Source organism: Streptococcus salivarius (assembly GCF_009738225.1).
GTDB lineage: Bacteria > Bacillota > Bacilli > Lactobacillales > Streptococcaceae > Streptococcus.
Genome location: NZ_CP018187.1, coordinates 214,032 through 239,669 on the forward strand (window position 1 = coordinate 214,032; position 25,638 = coordinate 239,669).

Sequence of the window (25,638 nt, forward strand, 5' to 3'; positions counted from 1 at the left end):
TAGCCTGTGCTAGTTAAAATGCAGAAAACCAGTTGGGCCTGTCCTAACTGGTTTTTTCATACCGTGGTCTATTTTTAGTTTTCTTTTGACCTTTAGATGTCTAAAAAATGGTGAATTCTAGCCAACTTTTATAAGGTCAAAAGGTGATGGTCTTTGGACGACGGACTTTAGGATCTGATGAAGCGATGTAAGGTCTAATTTGCTTGCTTTTGACCCTATCGTCTCGGAAAAAGCATAAAAGAAAATTGGAAATAGATAGAATAAAAAATAGAGGTATACAAGATGAAGAAATTCTTGGTCAGTATGATGGCTGTTATCACAGCTGTCCTCTTGGTAGCATGTTCCAATGCTTCTAATAAAGACTTGGTTCACGTCGGTGTGCTCCAATATGTGGAACATCCTTCCTTGTCAGCGACACGTAAAGGGTTCATTGAAGAACTCAAAGAGGAAGGTTATGTTGACGGTAAGAACATCAAAATTGATTATCAGAATGCACAAGGGGATCAGTCTAACTTGCAGACGATTTCTCAGTCGCTTATTGAAGATAACGATCTTATGTTGGCTATCGCAACCCCAGCAGCTCAGTCTTTGAGTAGTTTGACAAAGGACAAGCCAATTCTCTTTACAGCTGTCACAGATCCAGTCTCAGCTAAACTGGTTAAGTCTATGGACAATGTTGGAGGAAATGTGACGGGAACAAGTGACATGTCACCTATCAACAAACAAGTTGAGTTGTTGAAAAAGGTCCTTCCAAATACTAAAAAAGTTGGGATTATGTACACGACCAGCGAGCGTAACTCAGAGGTTCAGGTTGAAGAAGCCAAGAAATACTTCAAGGAAGCTGGTATTGAAACGGTTATTAAGGGAATTTCATCAACCAACGATATCCAAGACACAGCCAAAAGTTTGATGAGTCAGACCCAAGTCATCTTCATCCCAACTGACAATACTATTGTTAGTGCTATTAATACCTTGGTAGATCTTTCTAAAGAGACTAAGGTTCCAGTTGTTGGTAGTGACGCTGGTAGTGTGGAAAAAGGTGTCCTATTCACTTATGGAACCAACTATGAAGCGCTTGGTCGTCAAACAGGTAAGTTGGCAGGCCGTGTTCTCCGAGGTGAGAAGGTCAAGGATGTCGATGCAGAGTATCCTAAAACACTAAATGTTGTGGTTAACCATGACATGGCTAAAGAACTTGGCATTGATGTTTCTAGTATTAGTGACGAGGAATCTAAGGCATCAACACAAGATGACAAACCGATTGCCAAAAAAGATAAGGGTGTCATTAAGCTTAAGGTTAATAAGTCATCTAAGAATGGTTTTTCAAATGTGGTGCTGACAGCTATTTCTCAGGGACTTCTCTGGGCAATTATGGCTATTGGGGTCTTCATTACCTTCCGTATTTTGGACCTTGCTGATTTGACAGCTGAGGGGGCCTTCCCACTTGGTGCTGCTACGACAACTATCATGATTATCCGTGGAATCAACCCAATCTTTGCGACTCTAGGTGGTTTTGTGGCTGGTATGCTTGCTGGAGCTGTGTCTGGTTTTATGCATACGAAAATGAAGATACCAGCACTTTTAACAGGGATTATTACCTTAACGGGGCTCTATTCCGTTAACCTTTTGGTTCTTGGAAGTGCCAATGTCTCTCTATCGGGACATAATACGCTAGTAACTATGGTGATGGGACTCGGTTTGTCTAAGCTGAATGGTGTGATTCTATTAGGACTGATTTTTGTTAGTCTGGTAGTGCTTATGTTGGTTGTTCTCCTTAATACGCAGGTTGGTCTGGCCCTTCGTGCGACAGGTGATAACCTTGCCATGGGTGAAGCCAATGGTATCAAGGTTGACCGTATGAAGATTCTTGGCTACATGATTTCCAATGGTTTGATTGCCCTATCAGGTGCCCTCCTAGCTCAAAACAATGGCTATGCGGATATGAATATGGGTACTGGTACAATCGTAAATGGCTTGGCTGCAATTATCTTGGCTGAAGTTATCGTCAAGTATCTACCACTTGGTAAACGCCTGTGGTCAATTGTTGTAGGAGCTGTTCTTTACCGTCTGGTCTTGGTTATTATCCTTGCCATGAACGTTGATGCTCAAATGTTGAAATTGGCTTCAGCCATCTTGCTTGCCGTCATCCTATATGTACCAGAAGTACGACAAAAATTGAAAATCAAACCTAACAAATCCTTGACTTTAGGAGGTGACAAGTAATGGCTTTACTTAGTTTACAACAGATTCACAAGACCTTTGAAAAAGGCACAGTCAATGAAAATCACGTCCTTCGTGGTTTGGATCTCGACATTGAGCAGGGAGACTTTATCTCTGTTATTGGAGGAAATGGTGCTGGTAAATCAACCTTGATGAATTCAATCGCTGGTGTTCTTAGCATTGATGAAGGGGATATCTTGTTGGAGGGACAATCTATTAAGAAAGCATCTGTAGATGAGCGTTCTAAAGATATTAGCCGTGTTTTCCAAGATCCTCGAATGGGGACAGCGACAAACCTTTCTATTGAAGAAAATATGGCGATTGCCTATCGTCGAGGTAAGAAACGTAGCTTCTTTAAAAAGTCTATTACTGAGAGCGAACGTCAAGTGTTCAAGGAAGCCTTGATAGATCTTGGTCTTGGGCTTGAAAATCGTATGAAGACCGATGCTAATTTCTTGTCAGGTGGACAACGTCAGGCCTTGACACTTGCTATGGCGACCTTGGTTCGTCCAAAGATTTTGCTTTTAGATGAACATACAGCTGCGCTAGATCCTAAGACAAGTGACATGGTTATGAATTTGACGCGTAAGATTGTTGAAGAACAAGAGTTGACAACTCTTATGATTACCCATAATATGGAACATGCTATCGAATATGGGAACCGTCTGGTCATGCTCTATCATGGTAAAATCGTCGTCGATGTGCGAGGTGAGGAAAAGAAAAATCTCACTGTTGCAGAACTTATGGATCTCTTCCACAAAAATAGTGGACAAGTCCTCAATGACGATGCCTTGGTACTCGGTTAATAAGCAAAAAGAAACTATCCAAAGTTCAGATTTTGGGTAGTTTTTTCTTGACTATTTTTGACCAAGTGCTAAAATAAATATATAGATTAGCACTCTTGATTAATGAGTGCTAAAAATAACGTTTCACACGTTACTAATAACAAATAACATTTGGAGGTAATTGGTATGGCATTGAAACCATTGGGCGATCGTATCGTTGTCCGTTTTGAAGAAACAGAAGAAAAAACAGCTAGTGGCTTTGTATTGGCAGGAGCTAGTCATGAAGCTACAAAGACTGCTGAGGTTTTGGCAGTAGGTGAAGGAATCCGTACTCTTACTGGTGAATTGATTGCACCTAGTGTTGCAGCAGGCGATAAAGTTCTTGTTGAAAATGGTGCAGGTGTCAATGTTAAAGACGGAGATGATTCCGTTTCAATTATCCGTGAAGCAGATATTTTAGCGGTCCTAGCTTAGGTCAATGCTAATCAGATATAAACTAAGATAAAGAAGGAGTAACTATGGCAAAAGATATTAAATTTTCATCAGATGCACGCGCAGCAATGGTTCGTGGTGTTGATACTTTGGCTGATACAGTTAAGGTAACGCTTGGCCCTAAAGGTCGTAACGTGGTTTTGGAAAAAGCTTTTGGCTCACCTCTTATCACTAATGATGGTGTAACAATTGCTAAGGAAATCGAACTCGAAGATCACTTTGAAAATATGGGTGCCAAACTGGTCAGCGAAGTGGCTTCAAAAACTAACGATATTGCCGGTGACGGAACAACTACAGCCACTGTTTTGACACAAGCTATTGTCCGTGAAGGTCTAAAAAATGTAACGGCTGGTGCTAATCCAATCGGTATCCGTCGTGGGATTGAAGCAGCTGTGGCTACAGCTGTGGAAGAGCTTAAAGCTATTGCTCAACCAGTTGCCAATAAGGAAGCCATTGCCCAAGTTGCAGCTGTTTCATCACGTTCTGAAAAAGTTGGTGAATACATTTCAGAAGCTATGGAACGTGTTGGTAATGACGGTGTTATCACTATCGAAGAGTCTCGTGGTATGGAGACAGAACTCGAAGTGGTTGAAGGTATGCAGTTTGACCGTGGTTATCTTTCTCAGTACATGGTTACTGATAATGAAAAAATGGTCGCTGACCTTGAAAATCCATTTATCCTTGTGACTGACAAGAAAATTTCAAATATTCAAGATGTCCTCCCACTCTTGGAAGAAGTGCTTAAGACCAGTCGTCCACTTTTGATTATTGCTGATGATGTGGATGGTGAAGCGCTTCCAACGCTTGTTCTTAACAAGATTCGTGGAACTTTCAATGTTGTTGCTGTTAAGGCGCCTGGCTTTGGTGACCGCCGTAAAGCGATGTTAGAAGACATTGCCGTATTGACAGGAGCAACTGTTATTACTGAGGATCTTGGTCTTGAGCTTAAGGATGCAACGATGGCAGCACTTGGTCAAGCTTCGAAAGTAACTGTGGATAAAGATAGCACAGTTATCGTTGAAGGTGCAGGAAGCGCAGAAGCGATTGCTAACCGTGTTAACCTCATCAAGTCTCAATTGGAAACAACAACATCTGAGTTTGACCGTGAAAAACTTCAAGAACGTTTGGCTAAATTGTCAGGCGGGGTTGCAGTCGTTAAGGTTGGTGCAGCCACTGAAACAGCCCTTAAAGAAATGAAACTTCGTATTGAAGATGCCCTTAATGCTACTCGTGCCGCTGTTGAAGAAGGTATCGTAGCAGGTGGGGGTACAGCCTTAGTTAACGTCATTGCTAAGGTTGCTGAACTTGATCTTGAAGGTGACGACGCTACAGGACGTAATATTGTCCTCCGTGCCTTGGAAGAGCCAGTGCGCCAAATTGCTTATAACGCTGGTTATGAAGGTTCCGTTATCATCGATAAATTGAAAAATAGCCCAGTTGGTACAGGATTTAACGCTGCCAATGGTGAATGGGTAGATATGGTTGAAGCAGGAATCATTGACCCAGTTAAGGTAACGCGTTCTGCTCTTCAAAATGCCGCTTCAGTAGCAAGTCTTATCTTGACAACCGAAGCAGTCGTTGCCAACAAACCTGAACCAGAGGCTCCAGCAGCGCCAGCTATGGATCCAGGAATGATGGGTTACTAAGAGTTTAAAAAGCAAAAGAAAAAACCTAGGAAAAGTTGAGAAACTTTTTCTGGGTTTTCTTTTTTTCAATTATTTGTTATTAATTACTGAAAAGGGTTAAATGTACCAGAACTTCCTTGTTGACCTGCCATTTGCATCATCATTTGTTGCTGCTTGATACGCTCTGCTTCCTTATTCATATTGATAGAAACAACAAGAAGGATGACCCAACCGATGAATGTCCAGTTTAGGAGGATAGATAAGACAAAGATTAGCCATTTCTTGTCTGTTTTGTTTAGGAGGGCTGGTAAGATAATAAGTGCTACAAAAGGTAAAGAAAAAATTAGGAGGAAAAGTGCTGAGGGTAATGTTGCCCCAACTTCATCGCTAGCAACTCCAATTAAATATATTCCGAGGGCCCAGATGATAAATGGAATATCAGCGATGGCTAACATGATGAAGTTTGTCTGGGTTTTCTTGTCTTGTTTCTTCCAAGTTTCGTTTAGATTTTTACTTGCTTGTTGGAAAGTTTCACCAGTTTGATTCGCAAATTGGTTAACAGTCTGACTGGCAGTTTCTACAACAGGTTTAACTTGTTCCTGGAAGGTCTTTGATTGCTTTTCTTGAGATAAGTTAGTTGCTTGGAAAGTTTCTTCTTCATCTGCTGTAGAGTTAGTGAGTGGCTCTTCAGCGACGTCATAGCTGTCAACATCTTTTTCGGCAGTTTCTACAACTTCTGTTGATGGTGCAGGTTCTGTAGGCTCAACACCTTCTGAGTCTTGCTTAGTTTCTACAGTGTCTTTTTGTGGGACAGGTTTTGTTATTTCGACAGTTTGTTTGGGAGTTTCTCGGATAAACTCGCCTTTCTGAGCTGCTTCAGCCATTTCTTGAATACTTGGATTACGACCATTAACTGCTTGGAAAAAATCGATCCAATCTTGTTGCTTCATGTGTATAACCTCCAGATATCTTGATTATAAAAATGTTGATAATTACAATTATAGCAATAGTGTAAGGGGACTACAATGGGAGTCTTTACTTTATTTCCTTATAATCTTCTTATCACTAAAGATGGGAAAGAGAAAGAAATAGGTTAGGATATAGACCACTAGAGGATATATCAGTGGATTATAGTCCCAGGCTCCTTGCCAATCTAGGTGTAAGAGTCTAACACTAGCGCGTGTTAGACCGGCACTCCAAGCTTTAAGGCCAAATGGTCTTAGGATTAAACTGAGTGGTGTTGGAAGATGTAAAAGGTAGACTCCATAAACTGCCACTAAAACTAAGAGATATAATCTAAAAAAACGCTGGTGGTAGGCCCACAAGCGTGTGAAATAGTTTTTCATTAGCCAATAACTGCAAATAGTTTTTGAGCGTTTGATTGGCGAGTAGCATCCATGATGAGGAATAAGTCAACGATTGACCAGATACCACATCCACCACACGTCAAAAGTTTACCAACACCGAGACCAATTTGTCCTAATAGAAAGCGGTCAATTCCAAGAGTCCCACCTAGAAGTGAAATAATCAACAACATTGTTGGATCTTGGAAGCTGATTGAGTAAAGCATTGAAAGTTGTTGCTCAGGAAGTGCTTCAAGACGTTGACGGATGTACTGAACTTGTTCTGTTGGGAAATACTTGGCGTTAATGGTTATCCATTGATCGACTGGATTCATAAATTAAATACCCCTCAAATTTTAAATGATATGTAAAGGATAACATATTGTAAAGGGAGATTCAAGGCGGTCAAGGCTTTTGAAGTCAATAAAAGCAACTTATTTGCAAGCTTCCACTGTGTCATAACTAGAGGATCATTAGGATAATCCTTTCGCACTATGCTTGAGAATGAGCCTACTTCTATTATTTGTGATTTCTCAACCCTTTTTCAAAACTGTCTGAACTCGCCTTAACAGTGATTTTTTCGAGTGTTAAGGGATGGGTGAAACAAAGAGTGTGGGCGTGGAGCATGAGTCGAGATGCGGGGCGGTGGCTATAAAGAGGGTCCCCCAGAATGGCATGACCATGGTGGGCCAGATGCACCCGAATTTGGTGGGTCCGTCCGGTTTTTAGTTGACAATTGACCAGACTGGCTCCTTTGAAGGCTTTGAGGCGTGTGACGGTTGTATAGGCAACCTGCCCTTTTCTAGGCTCAACCACTCGTTTTCTACGATCATGGCGGTCGCGTCCAATCTTGTCATTGTACACAGTCTCCTTGGTTTGGAATTTACCTTCAGCTAATGCCCAGTATTGACGCTGAATCTTCTTATCTTCCAAGAGTCGATTGAGAATTGGCAGGATAAACGGATTTTTAGCGAAGAGCACAGCTCCACTAGTCTCCATGTCTAGTCGATGAACGACGTAACAGGTTTGCCCACAATAGGCTGAAACATGGTTAAGTAGAGCAATTTCCGTGGGTTCATTACCATGCGTTTTCATTCCTTCAGGCTTATTGACCACGATGAGATGAGGATCCTCGTAGAGAGGCTCTATCAAATTAGCATTTCCCATAGGGATAATTTTTTCAGGGTAGTCCTCCCGGTCAAAGGTCAGGCTAATCTTATCGCATTTTTCAACAGGACTCTGCCAATTAATAGCTTCTCCATTGATGAGGACGTGCTTTTTCGTGCGTAGGAAATGACGAATTTTACGAGGAATGAGGAGCTTAGTTTCTAGCAAGTCTTTGACAGTCGTTGCAGGATAGGGATTGATAATTTCTACGTGTAAAGTCATGGTTTCATTATATCATGAACGTTTAAAAGAGGACAGAATCTGTAAAAACTTGGTATAATAAGGTTATGACATTTTTTGATAATCTAAAAAACAAACTTTTTAAAGAAGAAACTAGCGGAAAGGGTAAGGAATCCCAGCCTGCTGGAAAATCGAAGGATTTACAAGATAAGATAAAGGGATTGTTCGCTAAGAAACCTGATGAGGTTGAACAAGCCGTTGAAGACTTGGATATGTCTCAGGAAAGTAAAGAGACGTCACGTTATCAACGTTCTAAGCAAAAGAAACCTATTGATACCACCAAACCCCTAGGTAAGGTTCAGGCCTTCTTGAGCAAGTTTACGCTTTCGCCAAGAAATCCTATTCGCCGTTTCTGGCGTCGCTATCATATTGGGAAAATTCTCTTTATCATGCTAGCTGTGCTGGTTCTGACAGTAGGTTCCTACCTTTTCTATATTGCCAAGACGACCAATGTTTCAGACCTTCAAGATGCCTTGAAAGCCACTACGGTTATCTATGACAAAGAAGGCAATCAAGCTGGTTCTTTGTCAGGGCAAAAAGGAACCTATGTGGAACTAGACGCTATTAGTGATAGCTTGGAGAATGCTGTCATAGCAACTGAGGATCGTACCTTCTATAAAAATAGCGGAGTTAACGTCAAGCGATTCCTCCTGGCTATTGTGTCCATGGGGCGCTTTGGTGGTGGTTCAACCATTACCCAACAGTTGGCTAAAAATGCCTTCTTGACTCAAGAACAGACTGTTACTCGTAAGGCCAAGGAATTCTTCCTCTCTTTGGAATTAACCAAGAAATACAGCAAGCAAGAAATCCTTACTATGTACCTCAATAATGCCTACTTCGGAAATGGGGTTTGGGGTGTTGAAGACGCCAGCCAAAAATACTTCGGGACAAGTGCTGCCAATCTAACCGTTGATGAAGCAGCGACCCTCGCTGGTATGCTTAAGGGACCTGAAATTTATAACCCAATCGATAATATCCAAAATGCGACCAACCGTCGAAACACTGTCCTCGCCAACATGGTTGATGACAAGAAGTTGAGTCAAGCAGATGCCGACAGTGCGGCTGGAGTTGATATGGCTAGTCGCCTGGATGATACCTATCAAGGGACTGGTGATGACTACAAGTATCCGTCTTACTTTGATGCCGTCATTGAAGAAGCTACAAAGACTTATGGCTTGAGTGAGGATGAAATCGTAAAAAATGGCTACAAAATCTACACAGAGATGGATGCCAACTCACAAGCTAATATGCAACAAACCTACGAAAATACCTATCTCTTCCCTACATCAGAAAGTGATGGTAGTACAGCTCAGTCAGCTAGTGTGGCACTTGATCCAACAACTGGAGCGGTCCGTGGTCTAGTAGGTCGTGTAGGTGGTACCAGTGACACAACCTTCCGTAACTTTAACTATGCAACCCAAGGGAAGCGTAGTCCTGGATCAACCATCAAACCTTTGGTAGTCTATGCCCCAGCTCTGGCTTCAGGATGGAGCATAAACAAGGACCTTCCTAATAAACCAATCGACTATAACGGCTATACCCCTACTAACTATGGTGATATTGAAACAGAGGATGTGCCCATGTATCAAGCTTTGGCCAACTCCTACAATGTCCCAGCAGTTTACCTCTTTAATCAAATCGGTATTCAAAAGGGGATTAGTTACGGTCAAAAATTTGGTCTTAACTTTGACAATGTTCCAGAAGAACTGGGAATTTCACTTGGTGGTGGTGTGACAGCCAGTCCTCTTCAAATGGCTCAGGCATATGCTACCTTTGCTAATGGTGGTGAGATGAACACAGCTTATTTCATTACTAAAATTGAAAATGCCAGTGGTGACATTATTGCTACCCATAGTAAGAAGTCTAAACGTGTTATCAGCCAGTCAGTAGCTAACCAGATGACCAGCATGATGCTTGGTACCTTCTCAAATGGTTCTGCTGTGAATGCCAACTACACGGGTTACACAATGGCAGGTAAGACAGGTACTGTTCAGGCTGAATTTAACAAGGATTTGACTAGTGACCAGTGGGTGATTGGTTATACTCCTGATGTGGTCATGACGACCTGGATTGGTTTTGATAAGACTGACGAAAGTCACTACCTAACAGGAGCTAGCTCGGGAACAGCTTCGACGATCTTCAGCTATATCGCTGCGGATGTTCTACCAAATACACCAGGTACTGAGTTTACTGTTGAAAATGCCTATGCAGCTGATGGTCAAACCCTAGACTATACGGCAGATCCAAATGACTCACGTAATAGTAGTAACAAGTCATGGACAGATAAGGCATCAGATGTTGTGAATGACGTTAAAGATCAGGCAAGTAGCCTATGGGATAAGATTACAGACTCCTTCTCAGGTCTGTTTAGATAGCTTGTCAATTGTACCTAAAAGTGGTAAGATAAAAAGAACGGAGGCGTTATGGCACAGAAAAAAGCAAGCCTAGCGTGTGCTGAATGCGGGAGCCGAAACTACTCAATTAATGTGAGTAGCACTCCCAAACCAACACGACTAGAAGTTAACAAATTTTGTAAACATTGTAAAAAATACACCTTGCATAAGGAAACAAGATAGGAGACACCGTGAGACAAACTGGAAGTATTTTCAAAGTCTTGAAAGACACGACTTGGCCAGACCGTAAACAACGCTGGCATGATTTTATTTCAGTTCTTGAGTATACTGCGTTCTTCACTGTCATCATCTATGCGTTTGATGAATTGTTGAGTCGCGCTATGTCAGCACTGATTAACTTTTTCTAAAGAAAACACAAAAAGAGTGGGAATGCCTGCTCTTTTTTGTTATAATAAATGCAGATAAAAGCGAGAACAAGGGCCATCAGGCTTTTTTATTACGCTTTGAATTAAACCATAGGCATTCATTTACATTTAACACTCGCATCTAGAAGATAGCTAGCCAAAGGTGTTTAAATGTCATTTAGAAAAAAGAAAGGAATCCTAAAATGCTAGATTCATTCGACAAGGGCTGGTTCGTCCTTCAAACGTATTCAGGATACGAAAACAAAGTTAAAGAAAACCTTTTGCAACGTGCCCAAACTTATAACATGCTTGAAAATATCTTGCGTGTTGAAATCCCAACTCAAACTGTCAATGTTGAGAAAAACGGTAAAGTTAAAGAAGTGGAAGAAAACCGCTTCCCTGGTTACGTTCTTGTTGAGATGGTAATGACAGACGAAGCATGGTTCGTTGTCCGTAATACTCCGAACGTTACTGGTTTCGTTGGTTCTCACGGTAACCGTTCTAAACCAACACCACTTTTGGAAGAAGAAATCCGTCAAATCTTGATTTCAATGGGTCAAACTGTTGATGTCTTTGATACTAATATCAAGGTTGGTGATGTGGTTCAAATCATTGATGGTGCCTTTATGGGTCAAGAAGGCCGTGTTGTAGAAATTGAAAACAACAAGGTTAAAATCATGATTAACATGTTTGGTTCAGAAACAGCTGCTGAACTTGAACTTTACCAAATCGCTGAACTCTAAGATAGACAAATAGAGGTCGAGATAAGAGACTTCAACCTCGGAAGACTATCTCATTAAACTTGAGGGGAGAGACTAGAAGCTAGATTTTTGAAATTTAGTTCTGTGTCACTCCCTTTTTTCTAACGGATGATGAATTATAAACGATTTTACGATAGGATTAGTACTCCTTTACGTCCTTACGCTAAGGTTTTAGAAGGCTTGAACAAAATTATAACTAGGACTTTTTACCTGCTTTTTCCTATATTTCTTATTTGGGTTTTGCTAAGGGGTGGCTGGTTTATTCTCTCTACGACAGTGCTTATTATGGGGGGAGGCTTTTTCCTTCTTTCTCTTGGTCGTAGTCTCTATAATCGACCGCGTCCATACCAGACTTGGGCTATCCAATCCCTTATTAAGAAGGACAGTCTAGGCAAGTCCTTTCCCAGCCGGCATGTTTTCTCAGCGACTGTTATTGCTATGTTGGCGCTGACGCTTAACCCCTGGCTAGGTGGGGCTATGCTTTTTCTGGCGGGCGCTCTAGCTCTTTTGCGCGTGCTAGGTGGTGTTCACTATCCTAGTGATGTTTTGGCAGGCTACGTCATTGGAATCCTTGTGGGTCTTCTTCTTTACCTATAGAAAATCTAGTCCTTCTTTGAAAGAGGAGGGCTTTTTTCGTTGAAAAAAGAAAGGTACCTCTGGGGCACCTTTCCTTTTGTTCTAAAATTCGAGTTGGCGATTAAAGGTTGTTCCCACCATTAGATATTGGCTTAGTTTAGGACATGCTCTGTAATAGCTTGAGCCACACCATGTTCATCATTTGAAGTCGTTACTAAGTTTGCTGTTTCCTTGACCCCTTCAGGTGCATTGCCCATAGCAATTCCCAGGCCAGCTAGAGCCAGCATAGGACTGTCGTTGAAGTTATCTCCGATTGTCATGACTTCTTCAAGAGGAAGGTCGTAATATTTGGCAACCTCGATGAGAGCGTGTTCCTTAGAAACATGTTTGGCTGTGACTTCAAGGTAGTTATCTTTGGATAAGTAGAAGGCTGTCTGTGTAAAATCCATGCTTAGGAGTTTTTGATGGAGGTCCTGAATAACTTCAGGCTCATCAATCAACAAAAGCTTGTGGATAGGAGGCTCTGAATCTGAGACCGTGTCTTGCAGCTCCTTAATCATAGGAGATTCACCCGTGATGCTTCCTTCCAACTGAGACCATTTGTCTAGTTTGTTGGTAATCCAGTCCTTGCCAGAGTAGATATTCACAGAGACACTTGGATAATCTGTGGATAAGTAGCTAAGAAGTTCTTGAATTTCAGCTTTATCCACAGGGTGTTGGATGATAGTACGGTCACCCTCAAGTACTAAGGCGCCGTTGTAGCAGGCGATGGGATTGTCATGAAGTCCCAGTTTATGAGCGATTGGTTGCATTCCTAGTGGAGAACGGGCAGAAGCTAAAACAAAGGGAATATTTGCCTTTTCAAGCTCTGGCATTACCTCAATCAGTTGTTCATCCACCTGGTGGTTACTAGTGAGAATAGTGCCATCAATGTCACTGATAATCAAACGGATATTATTCATAATCGCTATCCTTTCCATCATATAAAATCGTTACTCTGTCTTTAAGGGCTTCGACCAAATCAGGATCAGGTTTTTTATCTGTAATCCAGTAGTCAAAGTCTTTAATCTTACCCAAGATATATTTGGAATGTTTTTCATACTTGTCTGATTCAGCAATAAGAACCTTGGTTCGGGCAGCCTGCATGGCCAGTTGCTTAACAGCAACATCCTCCTCGTCCTCATAACTGACCACTCCTTGATTGAGACTAGCCGCTCCAAAGAAGGCTAAGTCAAATTGTAGATGTTGCAAGAGCTGGGCTTCGTGAAGCGAATAGTAGAAGCGGTTTTTACTGTAAAATCTTCCTCCCAAGAGATGGAAGTCAACGCCTTCTTTGCCACTTAGGACCAAGGCGTTGTCCAAAGAGTGGGAGTAGATAGTGACCTTCTTAGTCAATTTTTGTGAGACTTCAAGCATCAAGGTAGAGACATCGAAAAAGAGTAGAGATTGGTCTTTGACCAAGCTAAGCGCTAGATCTGCCATTTTTTTCTTGTCTTCAGTGAGTCCTTTCTGACGTTCTTGGAAGCCTAGAACAGTGGTATTTTTAACTGGAAGAATGCCACCATGGGTACGTTGAGCCAGATTCCTCTGGCTGAGACAGTCGAAATCTCTTCTGACAGTGTCTTTGGAAACTCCTAATTCATCAACCATTTCCTTGACAGATAGGTTTCCCCTCTCTTCCAAGAGTGTTAATATTTTCTCTAATCGTTGCTCCTGATACATGAGTCACCTTCTTTCTGATACTAGTATAGCATCTTTTTGCTTTTCCACAATAAAAAAGCGCAAAAAAACTTAAAAAGAATGAAAAGAACGCAAAACAGACTCAGGTGAATTTGCCTCTTAAAGTTCCCTTATCATCTTTAAAAATCCCTCAAAAATGCTATAATAGAAGCATTACGAATATTGGAGAGAAACCATGAGTTTTTACAATCATAAAGAAATCGAGCCTAAGTGGCAAAAATACTGGGCTGACAATCACACTTTTAAGACAGGAACTGATGCCTCAAAACCTAAGTTTTATGCGCTTGACATGTTCCCTTACCCATCTGGAGCGGGTCTTCACGTAGGACACCCAGAAGGATACACAGCGACTGATATCCTCAGCCGTTTCAAACGTGCACAAGGCTATAACGTCCTTCACCCAATGGGATGGGATGCCTTTGGTTTGCCTGCAGAGCAATATGCTATGGATACAGGGAATGACCCAGCAGAATTCACAGCGGAAAACATTGCCAACTTCAAACGCCAAATCAATGCGCTTGGATTCTCTTACGACTGGGATCGCGAAGTCAACACAACAGATCCAAACTACTACAAATGGACGCAATGGATTTTCACTAAGCTTTACGAAAAAGGTTTGGCCTATGAAGCTGAAGTGCCAGTAAACTGGGTTGAAGAATTGGGAACAGCCATCGCCAACGAAGAAGTCCTTCCTGATGGAACGTCTGAGCGTGGAGGCTATCCAGTTGTCCGTAAACCAATGCGCCAATGGATGCTTAAAATTACTGCCTATGCTGAGCGTTTGCTCAATGACTTGGATGACCTTGATTGGCCAGAGTCTATCAAGGACATGCAACGCAACTGGATTGGTAAATCAACTGGTGCTAATGTCACCTTCAAAGTGAAAGGAACAGACAAGGAATTCACCGTCTTTACCACTCGTCCTGATACCCTTTTTGGTGCAACTTTCACTGTCTTGGCTCCTGAGCATGACTTGGTAGATGCTATCACAAGTCCTGAACAAGCTGAGGCTGTAGCTGATTACAAACACCAAGCTAGCCTTAAATCAGACTTGGCTCGTACAGACCTTGCCAAGGAAAAGACAGGGGTTTGGACTGGCGCTTATGCCGTAAACCCTGTCAATGGTAAAGAAATTCCAATCTGGATTGCTGACTATGTTCTTGCTAGCTACGGAACAGGTGCTGTTATGGCCGTACCTGCTCACGATGAGCGTGACTGGGAATTTGCTAAACAGTTTGACCTTCCAATTGTAGAAGTGCTCGAAGGTGGCAACGTTGAAGAAGCTGCTTACACAGAAGACGGCCTTCACGTCAACTCTGACTTCTTGAACGGTCTTAACAAAGAAGAAGCGATTGCCAAAATCGTGGCTTGGTTGGAAGAAAAAGGCTTTGGTCAAGAAAAAATCACTTACCGTCTTCGTGACTGGCTCTTTAGCCGTCAACGTTACTGGGGTGAACCAATCCCAATCATTCATTGGGAAGATGGTACTTCAACAGCCGTTCCAGAAAGTGACCTCCCACTTGTCTTGCCTGTAACCAAGGATATCCGCCCTTCAGGTACTGGTGAAAGCCCATTGGCTAACTTGACAGACTGGCTTGAAGTGACTCGTGAAGATGGTGTCAAAGGTCGTCGTGAGACCAATACCATGCCACAATGGGCAGGTTCAAGCTGGTACTACCTCCGCTATATCGATCCACATAACACAGAAAAATTGGCTGATGAGGATCTACTCAAACAATGGTTGCCAGTCGATATCTACGTGGGTGGTGCAGAACACGCTGTGCTCCACTTGCTTTACGCTCGTTTCTGGCATAAATTCCTCTATGACCTTGGTGTCGTTCCAACTAAGGAACCATTCCAAAAACTCTTTAACCAAGGAATGATCTTGGGAACTAGCTACCGTGACCACCGTGGTGCTCTTGTGGCGACTGACAAGGTTGAAAAACGTGATGGTTCATTCTTCCACATGGAAACAGGGGAAGAATTGGAGCAAGCACCAGCTAAGATGTCTAAATCCCTCAAGAACGTAGTTAACCCAGACGATGTGGTGGAACAATACGGTGCTGATACCCTTCGTGTCTATGAAATGTTCATGGGACCACTTGATGCTTCAATCGCTTGGTCTGAAGAAGGTCTAGAAGGAAGCCGTAAGTTCCTCGACCGTGTTTACCGTTTGATCACAAGTAAAGAAATCGTTGCGGAAAACAATGGCGCTCTTGACAAGGTTTATAACGAAACGGTTAAATCTGTCACAGAGCAAATCGAGTCTATGAAATTCAACACAGCCATTGCCCAACTCATGGTCTTTGTCAATGCAGCTAACAAGGAAGATGAACTCTATGTGGATTACGCCAAAGGCTTTATCCAATTGATCGCTCCATTTGCGCCTCACTTGGCAGAAGAACTCTGGCAAACAGTTGCAGCAACAGGTGAGTCAATCTCTTATGTAGCTTGGCCAACATGGGACGAAAGCAAATTGGTTGAAGACGAAATCGAAATCGTTGTTCAAATCAAAGGTAAAGTCCGTGCCAAATTGATGGTCGCTAAAGATCTTTCACGCGAAGAGTTGCAAGAAGTAGCTCTTGCTAACGAAAAAGTCAAAGCAGAGATCGATGGCAAGGAAATTGTGAAGGTGATTAGTGTACCTAATAAACTCGTTAATATTGTCGTTAAATAACGAGTTTATTAGCCTTATCTGCTACCTTCAACAGTCCACTGGACTATTGAAGCCGAACAAACTTGTCAACATTGTTGTGAAATAACCGATTTATTTGTTCATGCTCAACCTCAAACAGTTTCCCAAACTGTTTGAGCCTAATAAACTTGTTAACATTGTTGTGAAATAAAAGTGAATCCTTCAGAGCTAAGCTCTGGAGGAGTTTTTACTCTTCTTGACAAGAAAACGCTATTTTGTTAATATCATTAACAAAAAGAAGGAAACTATGAATAAGAAAGAACTGCATAAGTTTAATAATCGTTTTAACAGCTTTGTCTTAGCCTTTGAACGGTTGAAAAAGAATCAGCATAGAAATAGTATTGATAAATCAATCACTATTAATGAAGTCCATTTGATTGACCTGATAGGTCGAAATCAGCCTGTGAATCTAGTAAAATTATCTGAGTTACTTGAAGTATCAAGGAGTGCCGTTACTCAGAGTGTTAGACGTTTAACCAAGAAAGACCTCGTTGCTTTTGAATTTGCACCGGATAATGAAAAAAATAAATATCTGATATTATCCAAAAAAGGGGTTGACGTTTTTAACGTCCATAAAGAGCAGCAAGAACATATTGAAAAAACCATTTTTTCAGTTTTAAGAAACTATAGTGAAGCGGACCTTCAAATGGTTATGAAACTGATGGATGATGTTGAACAGGTATGGCGAGAGTTACCGTGGTAAAAGTCACGGTAATTTTAAAACAATATTGTTAATTATGTTAACAAAAAAGAGGAAGATATGAATATACAAATGGAATTTATCTCAGAGTCTGAGTTGGCAGACGAATCTTTTAGTATTGTCATCGATGGCTTAAACCCAAGAGAAACATATCGAGTCGAAATGTTTCTATCCGATTATTATTGTATCAATGCTCCCATGCTTTTAGCTCATGATGGTTTATGGAAATCAACAGCGACTTTTGTATCAGATAAGAATGGTATTATTGATATGTCACAAACTCCATCTTGTTCCGGATCTTATGAAGGTATTTCAACAATGGGATTATTTTTTAATGCAAAGCCCTTGACCAATAAGAGAAAGAAACTTCCAAACTCTCTTTCTGAAATTCCCTTATTAGATCATTTTTTTGTGGATATCAAAATTATGCAAGGAAATACTGTCATTGCAGAGAGAACTTTCACAAGACATTACATGAGTTCGCAAATTAGTCATAAAGATATTTACGGGAGATATTTTCAAGGGAGACTCTTTTATGATAAAAAGGCAATAAAAACACCAGCATTGATTATTGTGAGCGGTAGTGAAGGACGGATTGAAAAGGCACAGAATATAGCTCAGCTTTTATCTTCTAGAGGTTATATTTGCCTAGCAATTGCCTACTTTGGTTTAGAGGGGTTACCAAAACATTTGGAACGTATTCCTTTAGAGTGCCTTGTGGAAGCGAAGGATTATCTACGTAAGCATCCTCAAGTAGATAGTGAAAAAATTGGAATCTATGGACGGTCTAAGGGGGCAGAGTTGGTTTTAGCTGAGGAGAGCCTTTTTAATGACATTCAATGTTTGGTACTAAATTCACCCTCTGATGTGGTGTATGAAGGGATAGAAGGGAAATGGAACTCTCATACTTCTTCTTGGACGCATTTGCAAAAAGAACTTCCCTATCAAAAGTTTCGACTTAGAGATTATCTGTTCAGCAAACTTTTTAGAAAACCTATCCCTAAAGATTGCTCTGCTAGGATAGACATTAGTAAACTCTCTTCGCCAATTTTATTGCTCGGAAGTACTGTTGATGAAATATGGGATGCCTCATCAGCAATTGATGATATTATCTCGCATTATAAAGGACACTACATTACCTTTAAAAAATATCATGAAACAGGTCACATGTTGACAGTGGCTTATCAACCAAATCACCGTTATCGAAAAGATTGGCGTTTATTGATGAAAGAGAGTAAGGACTCTTGGCTGGCTACGATTCATTTTTTTGATAGGCATTTGAAGAAGCAATAAAAATAGCTTATAAATATGCTATAATAGTCCCAACTAAGATAAAAACACAGTTCTGGTTGGTAGTCCAGACGTAGGCAAGCCTATCAGTAACCTTCCTCCTTGGTTGTCCATTCTTAGGGATAGATTTAAGGAGGTGCTGTCGTGGAAACAATTTCAATTGGATTGACAGTTTATTTTGAAGATGGATTTTGGCATGGTTTGTTCGAACAAGTGTATCTAGAAACTTATCAAGTTTGTCGTGTGACATTTGGTCAGGAGCCAAAAGATGATGAAATTCTAGAGATCTTACAGACTCAGTTTACTCAATTATCTTTTAGTCCAGAAGCTATAGTTAAGCAACATGTAAAAGTCAAGAATCCTAAACGATTACAGCGAATGGTGAAGAAACAAGTAAATCAGAAAGTTTCTTCCAAGTCGAAAGAACTATTGCAGTTGCAGTATGAGGAAAGGAAAAAGATTTCAAAACATCAATCTAGTGTCCAAAAGCAATTGCTCAAACAAGAGAAATTTGAACGCAAACAGCAAAAACGAAGAGAGAAGCACAAAGGTCACTAGTGACTTTCTCTTTCATAAAATAGAACAGCTCTTTTCGTATAAAAAGAGCTGTTTTTACTTGTGTTGAAAATTCCTTTTGTATATAGATTCCTAATAAACCTACTTGTCGTCAAAAGATTTACTGACGATAGTTTCAAATTCTGGACAATATTTACTTGCCTCAAATTCAATAATCTCATATTGAGCAATCTCATTTTGATAGAATGGATCGTGTGTAATGATTTCTTGAACGGCTTCTTTATTTTTAGCTCTCATGAGAATGATACCGCCGGTTCTTGGATTTTTTCTTCCAGATGCGATAAAAAGACCTTTTGTATAATACTGATTTAAAAAATCTATGTGTTTTTCTAAGTGTTTTTCAACTTCATCAAGGGACTTTATATAGGTAAGATTTACAATAAACATAAGTGACTCCTTTAAAATAAATGATAAATAGATTATAATACTTTACAAACTACCTGAATAGTAGGCACATTTTTGTAAGGAGAAAAAATGTTAACAAATAAAAATTGGAACTGTAGTATGTCTCGAGTCTTAGATGTGGTTGGTGGGAAATGGAGGATGAATATATTATGGGTTATAAACAAGCATAAGAGAGTCCGTTTCAATCAATTGAGAAGAGAAGTTGAAGGGATTACAACTATCAGTTTGACACGTGGATTAGATGTTTTAATAGAGAACCAATTGATTGAGAAATATGATTATGAGTCTCTGCCTCTTCATACAGAATATGAGCTGACAGAAAAAGGGAAATCACTGATGCCGATTTTAAAGGACTTGAATCAATGGGGAAAAGAATGGTTGCAATAAATTTTCTACTTCTTTTTGTCTCTTCCATCTCACCACTTGGACCCTCATTTTGACCGTTTATCCCCAAAAGTCGTTTTTATAACGGCTTTTTTGCTAGACTGATATTGTCAAAAAGGAGAGAGAACATGATATTACAAGCTAAAAACATCAGTAAACGGTATGGAAATCATCTAGCGGTTGATCATATTCACCTACAGTTTGAAAAGGGGACGTTTAATGCGATTCTAGGACCAAATGGGGCGGGGAAATCAACGACGATTTCCATGTTGATTGGTTTGAAACAACCAACGCAAGGCGACATTATTTATGAACCCGGTACTAAAATTGGTGTGGTCTTCCAAACCAGTGTTTTAGATGAGATGCTGACGGTTAGGGAAAATCTGACCATTCGTGCCAGACAGTACAAAGGCCTAAAACCAAATCGTGTGTCTGATCTTATTGATCGACTAGGCCTATCAGCTTTCCAAAAGCAGAAATATGGAACGCTTTCAGGCGGCCAAAAGCGTCGGGTTGACATTGCGCGTGCTCTACTGCACGGTCCAGGCCTTTTGTTCTTAGATGAGCCAACGACAGGTTTAGACATTCAAACCCGGAAGTCTATTTGGGATTTGCTCTATCAATTGCAGAGAGAAGAGGGGATGACCGTTGTACTGACCACGCATTATCTTGATGAAGCAGATGAAGCTGATCAGATTTATATTGTGGACCATGGGAAAGTGATTGCTCAAGGATCGGCATTAGATATTAAGAGTCAGTATGCAAAAAACATCTTGAAGATTCGCTTCAAGGAGATACAGCAGATAGAAAGTCTCAAAACTTCGGGAATGTCAGTAGAGCAACAAAGTCAATTGGAGTATGTTTTTCAACCCGATAGTGAAAGGGAAGCCATTGATTACCTGGCGCAAGTTAGAGATAAACTAGCCCATTTTGAGTTTCGTCCAGGGACCATGGATGATGCCTTTATTGCACTTACAGGAAGGGAGGTCCGCTAATGCTAGCCTTACTAAAGCGGAATTTTTTATTGTATTTTAGAAATCGTTCAGGGGTTTTCTTCTCCCTGTTGGGAGCCTTGATTTCCTTTGTTCTTTATATTATTTTTCTTCAAAAAAATCTAACAGATGCTTGGGCTCAGCTCCCCAATAGTGGTCCTGTGTTAAATAATTGGCTAATGAGTGGAACGCTGGCTGTGACAGGGATTACGACAAGTCTGGCTGCCTTGACTCAGTTAGTAAAGGACCGTGAACATCAAGTAGATCAGGATCTTTATTTATCGGATCAAGGAATATGGCGGTTACCATCTTCATATCTAGCGAGTGCAATCATCATTTCTTTATCTATGCAGGTCCTTATGTATGTGCTGATGTGTGGCTATTTTAGAGAAGTTCCCAAACTATCCATACTACCTGAAGTTCTCCTCATTATGTTGCTTAGTAGCCTGCTTTCTAGCTTGGTGAATGCCATTTTTGTTCACTTTTTCCAATCAGTAGACAGTCTTGGGAAGTTTGCGACCATAGTGGGTACAGCTTCTGGTTTTTTGGTAGGAACTTATGTACCTTTGGGCGTTCTACCTGATTTTGCTCAATTACTAATGAAATGTACCCCAGCAACTTATATTGCATCACTTTATCGGCAAGTCCTCATGAATGAAACATTAAGTGAGACTTTTAAAGGTCAAGATGATCTTCGTCAAGAGTTCCAAGAGAAAATGGGTGTTCAACTCAAGTGGCAAGAGTTGTTGACAAAGGAAAATACTTACCTTATAGTGTTAGGAGGTATTCTTCTAGTAGGCATTCTTTGGGCTATTTTAGTGAAAAAGTCTAGTAAGAAAAAATAAGTGAGAGTTGGAATAGGAATGAAACTTCGTTTTGAAGAAAAGTCAGATATTTCGACAAAGGACCCCTGTGTGGTTATCCAAGCGGAGCGATTGTCTGATCAAGCACGAGAGGTAATGGATTACCTCGAACAATTTTCAGTTGTAAATCAAGTGGTGATTCCTATTAAAACGAATGATCATTTGGTTATGGTAAAAATTGATGATATTATCCTAGCTGAGATTGATAAGAATGTGTTAACGATTTATACAATAGACAAAACCTATACGATGAAAGAGACACTGACAAACTTTCAGCATCGCATCAATCGTCGAAGTTTTTTACAGATATCACGTCATGCTGTTATGAATATAGACCATTTGGAATCCCTATCGGATAGTTTTTCTGGCAATATGATGGCCAAAATGACAGGTGGAGTGAAGTCTAGTGTCAGCCGAAAATATGTCAAATCCTTGATGGATTATTTAGGGGTCTAGGAGGAACCTATGAAACGTTTTATTGCTTATTTTGTATCCGGCGTGAGAACGGGATCGTTCTTCTATCTTGCACTTCTTTTACTAGGTCAATTATTTCCCCAGATTATCTATCCAAAAGTTAGTGTGGGAAATATTTTAGCCCTCTTTATGATGAGCGGTTTGATGGGAATGCTCTCGTGGATTTTGGAAGACCTTGACCGTATGTCGTATAGACTTAGAGTAATCTTGCATTTCTTGTTGACGGCGATTGTACTGATAGGGACTTGTCTAATAGCGGGTTGGATTGATGCTGTGCTGAATCCTATCATATGGATTGTCTTCATTTCCGTTTATATTATTATCTGGCTTTACCTCATTTGGCAAATGCATATGAGAACACAGCGTATTAATCAAGCCTTAATACATCGTCGAAGCCAGAAAAAGAAAGAAAAGTAAGAAATTATACGAACCTCAAAAAAGACTCTTTTGCCCCTTGACCCTCACGCCACGTCATAGCCTATACTCTTAATCAGAGAGGAGTTCTAATGAAATCTGTAAAAGAAGTGAGCCAACTATCAGGTGTCAGTGTGCGCACCCTTCATTATTATGATGAAATTGATTTGCTGAAACCATCAATTGTGGCTGAAAATGGTTACCGTTACTATAATCGCGATGCGGTTGTCCGTTTGCAGGAAATATTGCTTTACCGTGAGTTAGACTTTCCTCTAAAAAAAATTAAGGAAATCGTAGGTCAAGCAGGCTATGACAAAGTCCAAGCGCTTAAGGATCAAATCAAGCTTTTAGAGCTGAAAAAGTCCCATTTAGAAGCCGTCATAGCTCATGCTAAGGCCTTACAAATGGAGGAAGAAGAAATGTCATTTGAAGCATTTGATCAAAAAGCTATGGAAGAATTTCAGCAAGAAGCTCAGGCTAGATGGGGTCAGACAGAAGCTTATCAAGCTTTTGCGGCTAAGGGAGAGGAGCCCTTCCCTGAAGTCACAAAAGAGATGACTGCAATTATGTTTACTTTTGGACAGCTCAAGGAGTCTAATCCTGATGACAATAGTGTTCAGGAACAAGTAAAGGTGTTACAAGACTATATTAGTCAGCATTTTTATCCATGTGACCAAACGGTATTAGCTGGTCTAGGTCAGATGTACCAAACAGATAATCGCTTTTCTAGTTTTATCGATAAAGTCGGGGGATCAGGGACTGCAGTTTTTCTCGCAGAAGCTATTCGTATTTATTGTCAATAAACTAAAGCCAAAGCCAAAGTCTTAAGGAATTTGGCTTTTTCTCATGCCATAGTGACATTTATGTCACTATTTTTATAATCATTTAATGTTTATAATTAATGTATCGTTTTAGAAGGCGATTAGTTAAGTGTTTCTGCTATTTTGCTTGAAATTTTCATGCAGATAATCAGCTGAAATTTAACCAAACTCTAATTTAAATCAAATTTATGGAGGAAACCATGTCCATTTTAACCATTGACCACATCTCAAAGTACTATGATCTCGACGGTACGAACCAAGAGCGCGCTTTGAACGATGTTACACTTGAGATTGCACCAGCAAAGATCACTGCTATCTACGGTCCATCTGGCTGTGGTAAGACCAGTCTGCTCAGTATTATTAGCGGCTTGGATAGTCAGTATCAGGGAAATCTGTATTTCAAGAATCAGAACATGCGTGATTTTTCAGAGCGTGACCTGACCTATTTTAGAAAGGCCCATATTGGCTTTGTCTTTCAAAATTTCAATCTTATCCCTCATCAATCAGTCCTTGAAAATGTCAAGATGCCTCTTTACGTTAAAAATATGACTGATAAAGAGATGATCGAGATTGCGGAAAAGGAGCTCAGCCGTCTTGGAATCGGAGAATTTATCAAGAAAAATGTTAAGCAGCTTTCTGGTGGGCAAAAACAACGTGTGGCCATTGCCCGTGCCCTAGTTAATAATCCAGAAATGATTGTGGCTGATGAACCGACTGGTTCTCTTGATTCTCAGTCTCAGGAAAATGTTCTCGAAATTTTTAAAGAGCTAGCTGAGGCAGGCAAAACTGTGATTATCGTAACCCATAACCCTGAAGTGGCGGATTATGCGGATGTTGTCATTAAAATGAAGGATGGTGAAGTCGTTGAAACAATCGAAAAATAAGGGATTGACCCTCAAGAATAAACTTAAATTGTCATTGAGCAACTTTATGGAACGTAAGTGGCGTAATCTTTTGATTGCGACGGCAACTTCCATTGGTTTTATCGGTGTTTTAATTTCCTTTGGTTTGGGGAATGCTATTGTTGGTATGATTAATGACAGTACCGATGGTGGTAACATTCCATCCCAAATTCAGATTAGTCTTAGTGCTAAATCAGCAGCCCGAGGGGTTCTAAATGCGGATGATGAGAAGTTTATTCGTAGTCAGATTAAGAGTGATGATATTAAATATTTGGAGAGCCCCTTTGGAATGAACATGGCAAGTCTTACCCTTGATGGTAAGACCATGGATTTCAGCAAGGACCTTCCTAACTATTCTCAGGTTATCAGTCTCTACAAGAACACAAAAATATCTACATCTCGCAATGGTAAGGATAAGATTTCAGCCGGGAAGCCTTTTAAATCCGCAGATGAAAAGGGATTAACCCTTCCGATGAGTTTTGTCAAACATTACAATGAAGAAACAGGGAAGAAGCTCAAGGCTAAAGACTTTATCGGAAAAGAAATCTCAGCTCAGATTGTTGAAAATACTGCTGAGGGAACTAAAGTAGCAGATATCAAGACTAAGATTGTCCGTATTGTTGATGACAGCGAGGATGCTGAAGAGAGCAATAGCTATATGCCAGCCAAACAATTGGAAGAGTTGCTCAAAGAAAATGGCTTTACTAAAACAGTCTCTTACATGCTTTTGGAGCTTAAGAATCCAGCCAAGACTAAGGAAGTCACTAAAAAGTTACAGAAAAACAAGAAGTACCTAGTTCTTTCACAGCAGGCCATCCTCGATGTCATTATTAAATTCATCCGTGTTATCCAAGCACTCTTGATTATCCTTTCGTCACAAGCTATCCTAGTTTCAGCTGTCATGATTGGAATTATCATTTATATTAATATCATGCAACGCTCAAAAGAGATTGGTGTCATGAAGGCTGTCGGTTACCTTAATCGTGACGTGAAAGCTATCTTTGTTTATGAGGCACTCTGGATTACGGGTATCTCACTGGCTCTTGCCCTACTTGTATCACAGGGGATTGGAAGCTTGGCCAACATGATTGTTTCACATCTCTACCCAAGTGTCAGCAAGGTATTTGATCTAAATCTGACATCAATTCTCATCATGTTTGGCTTCTCGCTCTTGATGGGCTATGTATCAGCCTACCTTCCAGCACGTAAAATCAGTAAAATGGACCCTGTCGAGTCACTAAGATATGAATAGAAATGAAGAGTAGTCTCACCAGGCTGCTCTTTTTTGTCAAAATCATCAGTAGAATAATCGGAAAATCCAAACAATAATTAACTTTCTGAAAAGTGGAGACAATTGCCCAAAAATGCTATAATAGTCAACATATACAAGCTATTAGTAACAAAAAATAAGTACC

Annotated in this window: 28 protein-coding genes; 21 read left to right on the forward strand and 7 right to left on the reverse strand. The window is 40.5% G+C overall.

Annotated features, from left to right (window positions below; all coding sequences use genetic code 11):
- Positions 1-282 precede the first annotated feature (282 nt).
- The 4 genes from BSR19_RS01160 to groL all read left to right on the forward strand — a co-directional run bounded on the left by BSR19_RS01160 (position 283) and on the right by groL (position 5,143).
- Positions 283-2,223: an ABC transporter substrate binding protein gene (locus BSR19_RS01160; protein WP_156246344.1), complete on the forward strand. Its 1,941-nt coding sequence runs from the start codon at positions 283-285 to the stop codon at positions 2,221-2,223.
- A complete protein-coding gene (locus BSR19_RS01165; protein ID WP_002889814.1) occupies positions 2,223-3,026 on the forward strand; it encodes an ABC transporter ATP-binding protein in 804 nt (267 codons plus the stop codon). The genes BSR19_RS01160 and BSR19_RS01165 overlap by 1 nt, the downstream gene beginning before the upstream one ends.
- A gap of 165 nt (positions 3,027-3,191) precedes the next feature.
- Positions 3,192-3,479 carry a co-chaperone GroES gene (groES, locus tag BSR19_RS01170; protein WP_002883604.1) on the forward strand — a complete coding sequence of 96 codons (288 nt, stop codon included), beginning with the start codon at positions 3,192-3,194 and terminating at the stop codon, positions 3,477-3,479.
- 44 nt (positions 3,480-3,523) lie between these two features.
- Entirely contained in the window at positions 3,524-5,143 is a 1,620-nt protein-coding gene (gene groL, locus BSR19_RS01175; RefSeq protein WP_002889816.1) for a chaperonin GroEL, read from the forward strand.
- 83 nt (positions 5,144-5,226) lie between these two features.
- On the opposite strand, the gene BSR19_RS01180 is transcribed toward groL, so the two are convergent.
- The 4 genes from BSR19_RS01180 to BSR19_RS01195 all read right to left on the reverse strand — a co-directional run bounded on the left by BSR19_RS01180 (position 5,227) and on the right by BSR19_RS01195 (position 7,854).
- Complete coding sequence (locus tag BSR19_RS01180) at positions 5,227-6,072, reverse strand: superinfection immunity protein (RefSeq protein WP_156246345.1); 846 nt, start codon at positions 6,070-6,072, stop codon at positions 5,227-5,229.
- A 90-nt stretch (positions 6,073-6,162) separates the two neighbouring features.
- Positions 6,163-6,468: a DUF2752 domain-containing protein gene (locus BSR19_RS01185; protein WP_073689661.1), complete on the reverse strand. Its 306-nt coding sequence runs from the start codon at positions 6,466-6,468 to the stop codon at positions 6,163-6,165.
- On the reverse strand, positions 6,468-6,800 hold the full coding sequence (locus BSR19_RS01190; protein WP_013989998.1) for a TM2 domain-containing protein: 333 nt from the start codon (positions 6,798-6,800) through the stop codon (positions 6,468-6,470). Before BSR19_RS01190 ends, BSR19_RS01185 begins: the two co-directional genes overlap by 1 nt.
- Before the next feature lie 184 nt (positions 6,801-6,984).
- Positions 6,985-7,854: an RluA family pseudouridine synthase gene (locus tag BSR19_RS01195; RefSeq protein ID WP_155164414.1), complete on the reverse strand. Its 870-nt coding sequence runs from the start codon at positions 7,852-7,854 to the stop codon at positions 6,985-6,987.
- A gap of 65 nt (positions 7,855-7,919) precedes the next feature.
- Here BSR19_RS01195 and pbp2a point away from each other — a divergent pair, with 65 nt between their 5' ends.
- The 5 genes from pbp2a to BSR19_RS01220 all read left to right on the forward strand — a co-directional run bounded on the left by pbp2a (position 7,920) and on the right by BSR19_RS01220 (position 11,988).
- The gene (pbp2a, locus tag BSR19_RS01200) at positions 7,920-10,247 is read left to right on the forward strand and encodes a penicillin-binding protein PBP2A (RefSeq protein ID WP_155164413.1); all 2,328 of its coding nucleotides are present in this window, start codon (positions 7,920-7,922) and stop codon (positions 10,245-10,247) included.
- Positions 10,248-10,295: 48 nt separating this feature from the next.
- Positions 10,296-10,448 carry a 50S ribosomal protein L33 gene (gene rpmG / locus BSR19_RS01205; protein ID WP_002886472.1) on the forward strand — a complete coding sequence of 51 codons (153 nt, stop codon included), beginning with the start codon at positions 10,296-10,298 and terminating at the stop codon, positions 10,446-10,448.
- Between the two features lie 8 nt (positions 10,449-10,456).
- Positions 10,457-10,633, forward strand: coding sequence for a preprotein translocase subunit SecE (secE, locus tag BSR19_RS01210; RefSeq protein ID WP_002883656.1), 177 nt, complete (start codon positions 10,457-10,459; stop codon positions 10,631-10,633).
- A 200-nt stretch (positions 10,634-10,833) separates the two neighbouring features.
- Entirely contained in the window at positions 10,834-11,373 is a 540-nt protein-coding gene (gene nusG / locus BSR19_RS01215) for a transcription termination/antitermination protein NusG (RefSeq protein ID WP_002883644.1), read from the forward strand.
- Between the two features lie 126 nt (positions 11,374-11,499).
- The gene (locus tag BSR19_RS01220; RefSeq protein WP_060973135.1) at positions 11,500-11,988 is read left to right on the forward strand and encodes a phosphatase PAP2 family protein; all 489 of its coding nucleotides are present in this window, start codon (positions 11,500-11,502) and stop codon (positions 11,986-11,988) included.
- A gap of 131 nt (positions 11,989-12,119) precedes the next feature.
- Here BSR19_RS01220 and BSR19_RS01225 read toward each other — a convergent pair whose 3' ends face one another.
- Both BSR19_RS01225 and BSR19_RS01230 read right to left on the reverse strand, forming a co-directional pair.
- Positions 12,120-12,929 carry a Cof-type HAD-IIB family hydrolase gene (locus tag BSR19_RS01225; protein WP_156246346.1) on the reverse strand — a complete coding sequence of 270 codons (810 nt, stop codon included), beginning with the start codon at positions 12,927-12,929 and terminating at the stop codon, positions 12,120-12,122.
- On the reverse strand, positions 12,922-13,689 hold the full coding sequence (locus BSR19_RS01230; protein ID WP_156246347.1) for a DeoR/GlpR family DNA-binding transcription regulator: 768 nt from the start codon (positions 13,687-13,689) through the stop codon (positions 12,922-12,924). Before BSR19_RS01230 ends, BSR19_RS01225 begins: the two co-directional genes overlap by 8 nt.
- Positions 13,690-13,882: 193 nt before the next feature.
- Between BSR19_RS01230 and leuS the strand changes: the two genes are divergently transcribed.
- From leuS to BSR19_RS01255, 4 genes are all read left to right on the forward strand, one after another.
- Positions 13,883-16,384 (forward strand): leucine--tRNA ligase, encoded by a 2,502-nt coding sequence (gene leuS / locus BSR19_RS01235; protein WP_156246348.1) that lies wholly within the window; start codon positions 13,883-13,885, stop codon positions 16,382-16,384.
- 265 nt (positions 16,385-16,649) lie between these two features.
- Entirely contained in the window at positions 16,650-17,105 is a 456-nt protein-coding gene (locus tag BSR19_RS01240) for a MarR family winged helix-turn-helix transcriptional regulator (protein WP_156246349.1), read from the forward strand.
- Between the two features lie 57 nt (positions 17,106-17,162).
- Positions 17,163-18,395 (forward strand): acyl-CoA thioesterase/BAAT N-terminal domain-containing protein, encoded by a 1,233-nt coding sequence (locus tag BSR19_RS11440; RefSeq protein WP_197092248.1) that lies wholly within the window; start codon positions 17,163-17,165, stop codon positions 18,393-18,395.
- A gap of 141 nt (positions 18,396-18,536) precedes the next feature.
- Positions 18,537-18,950 (forward strand): YjdF family protein, encoded by a 414-nt coding sequence (locus BSR19_RS01255; protein WP_003095191.1) that lies wholly within the window; start codon positions 18,537-18,539, stop codon positions 18,948-18,950.
- A 99-nt stretch (positions 18,951-19,049) separates the two neighbouring features.
- Here the strand turns inward: BSR19_RS01255 and BSR19_RS01260 are convergent, their stop codons facing one another.
- Positions 19,050-19,355, reverse strand: a complete 306-nt coding sequence (locus BSR19_RS01260; RefSeq protein WP_156246350.1) for a YciI family protein — start codon at positions 19,353-19,355, stop codon at positions 19,050-19,052.
- A gap of 87 nt (positions 19,356-19,442) precedes the next feature.
- Between BSR19_RS01260 and BSR19_RS01265 the strand changes: the two genes are divergently transcribed.
- From BSR19_RS01265 to BSR19_RS01300, 8 genes are all read left to right on the forward strand, one after another.
- A complete protein-coding gene (locus BSR19_RS01265) occupies positions 19,443-19,760 on the forward strand; it encodes a winged helix-turn-helix transcriptional regulator (RefSeq protein WP_156246351.1) in 318 nt (105 codons plus the stop codon).
- Between the two features lie 125 nt (positions 19,761-19,885).
- Positions 19,886-20,752: an ABC transporter ATP-binding protein gene (locus BSR19_RS01270; RefSeq protein WP_156246352.1), complete on the forward strand. Its 867-nt coding sequence runs from the start codon at positions 19,886-19,888 to the stop codon at positions 20,750-20,752.
- A complete protein-coding gene (locus BSR19_RS01275) occupies positions 20,752-21,594 on the forward strand; it encodes an ABC transporter permease (protein WP_156246353.1) in 843 nt (280 codons plus the stop codon). The genes BSR19_RS01270 and BSR19_RS01275 overlap by 1 nt, the downstream gene beginning before the upstream one ends.
- An 18-nt stretch (positions 21,595-21,612) precedes the next feature.
- Positions 21,613-22,068, forward strand: coding sequence for a LytTR family DNA-binding domain-containing protein (locus BSR19_RS01280; protein ID WP_156247076.1), 456 nt, complete (start codon positions 21,613-21,615; stop codon positions 22,066-22,068).
- Positions 22,069-22,077: 9 nt separating this feature from the next.
- Entirely contained in the window at positions 22,078-22,503 is a 426-nt protein-coding gene (locus BSR19_RS01285) for a DUF3021 family protein (protein WP_037600208.1), read from the forward strand.
- 89 nt (positions 22,504-22,592) lie between these two features.
- Positions 22,593-23,303: a MerR family transcriptional regulator gene (locus BSR19_RS01290; protein ID WP_156246354.1), complete on the forward strand. Its 711-nt coding sequence runs from the start codon at positions 22,593-22,595 to the stop codon at positions 23,301-23,303.
- A gap of 218 nt (positions 23,304-23,521) precedes the next feature.
- Entirely contained in the window at positions 23,522-24,205 is a 684-nt protein-coding gene (locus BSR19_RS01295; protein WP_037600215.1) for an ABC transporter ATP-binding protein, read from the forward strand.
- Positions 24,174-25,475 carry an ABC transporter permease gene (locus BSR19_RS01300; RefSeq protein ID WP_073688879.1) on the forward strand — a complete coding sequence of 434 codons (1,302 nt, stop codon included), beginning with the start codon at positions 24,174-24,176 and terminating at the stop codon, positions 25,473-25,475. The genes BSR19_RS01295 and BSR19_RS01300 overlap by 32 nt, the downstream gene beginning before the upstream one ends.
- Positions 25,476-25,638 lie beyond the last annotated feature (163 nt).

Coding starts and splice junctions, on each gene's coding strand:
- BSR19_RS01160 (WP_156246344.1), top strand. CDS start 283: ATGAAGAAATTCTTGGTCAGTATGATGGCTGTTATCACAGCTGTCCTC.
- BSR19_RS01165 (WP_002889814.1), top strand. CDS start 2,223: ATGGCTTTACTTAGTTTACAACAGATTCACAAGACCTTTGAAAAAGGC.
- groES (WP_002883604.1), top strand. CDS start 3,192: ATGGCATTGAAACCATTGGGCGATCGTATCGTTGTCCGTTTTGAAGAA.
- groL (WP_002889816.1), top strand. CDS start 3,524: ATGGCAAAAGATATTAAATTTTCATCAGATGCACGCGCAGCAATGGTT.
- BSR19_RS01180 (WP_156246345.1), bottom strand. CDS start 6,072: ATGAAGCAACAAGATTGGATCGATTTTTTCCAAGCAGTTAATGGTCGT.
- BSR19_RS01185 (WP_073689661.1), bottom strand. CDS start 6,468: ATGAAAAACTATTTCACACGCTTGTGGGCCTACCACCAGCGTTTTTTT.
- BSR19_RS01190 (WP_013989998.1), bottom strand. CDS start 6,800: ATGAATCCAGTCGATCAATGGATAACCATTAACGCCAAGTATTTCCCA.
- BSR19_RS01195 (WP_155164414.1), bottom strand. CDS start 7,854: ATGACTTTACACGTAGAAATTATCAATCCCTATCCTGCAACGACTGTC.
- pbp2a (WP_155164413.1), top strand. CDS start 7,920: ATGACATTTTTTGATAATCTAAAAAACAAACTTTTTAAAGAAGAAACT.
- rpmG (WP_002886472.1), top strand. CDS start 10,296: ATGGCACAGAAAAAAGCAAGCCTAGCGTGTGCTGAATGCGGGAGCCGA.
- nusG (WP_002883644.1), top strand. CDS start 10,834: ATGCTAGATTCATTCGACAAGGGCTGGTTCGTCCTTCAAACGTATTCA.
- BSR19_RS01220 (WP_060973135.1), top strand. CDS start 11,500: ATGATGAATTATAAACGATTTTACGATAGGATTAGTACTCCTTTACGT.
- BSR19_RS01225 (WP_156246346.1), bottom strand. CDS start 12,929: ATGAATAATATCCGTTTGATTATCAGTGACATTGATGGCACTATTCTC.
- BSR19_RS01230 (WP_156246347.1), bottom strand. CDS start 13,689: ATGTATCAGGAGCAACGATTAGAGAAAATATTAACACTCTTGGAAGAG.
- leuS (WP_156246348.1), top strand. CDS start 13,883: ATGAGTTTTTACAATCATAAAGAAATCGAGCCTAAGTGGCAAAAATAC.
- BSR19_RS01240 (WP_156246349.1), top strand. CDS start 16,650: ATGAATAAGAAAGAACTGCATAAGTTTAATAATCGTTTTAACAGCTTT.
- BSR19_RS11440 (WP_197092248.1), top strand. CDS start 17,163: ATGAATATACAAATGGAATTTATCTCAGAGTCTGAGTTGGCAGACGAA.
- BSR19_RS01260 (WP_156246350.1), bottom strand. CDS start 19,355: ATGTTTATTGTAAATCTTACCTATATAAAGTCCCTTGATGAAGTTGAA.
- BSR19_RS01265 (WP_156246351.1), top strand. CDS start 19,443: ATGTTAACAAATAAAAATTGGAACTGTAGTATGTCTCGAGTCTTAGAT.
- BSR19_RS01270 (WP_156246352.1), top strand. CDS start 19,886: ATGATATTACAAGCTAAAAACATCAGTAAACGGTATGGAAATCATCTA.
- BSR19_RS01275 (WP_156246353.1), top strand. CDS start 20,752: ATGCTAGCCTTACTAAAGCGGAATTTTTTATTGTATTTTAGAAATCGT.
- BSR19_RS01280 (WP_156247076.1), top strand. CDS start 21,613: ATGAAACTTCGTTTTGAAGAAAAGTCAGATATTTCGACAAAGGACCCC.
- BSR19_RS01285 (WP_037600208.1), top strand. CDS start 22,078: ATGAAACGTTTTATTGCTTATTTTGTATCCGGCGTGAGAACGGGATCG.
- BSR19_RS01290 (WP_156246354.1), top strand. CDS start 22,593: ATGAAATCTGTAAAAGAAGTGAGCCAACTATCAGGTGTCAGTGTGCGC.
- BSR19_RS01295 (WP_037600215.1), top strand. CDS start 23,522: ATGTCCATTTTAACCATTGACCACATCTCAAAGTACTATGATCTCGAC.
- BSR19_RS01300 (WP_073688879.1), top strand. CDS start 24,174: ATGGTGAAGTCGTTGAAACAATCGAAAAATAAGGGATTGACCCTCAAG.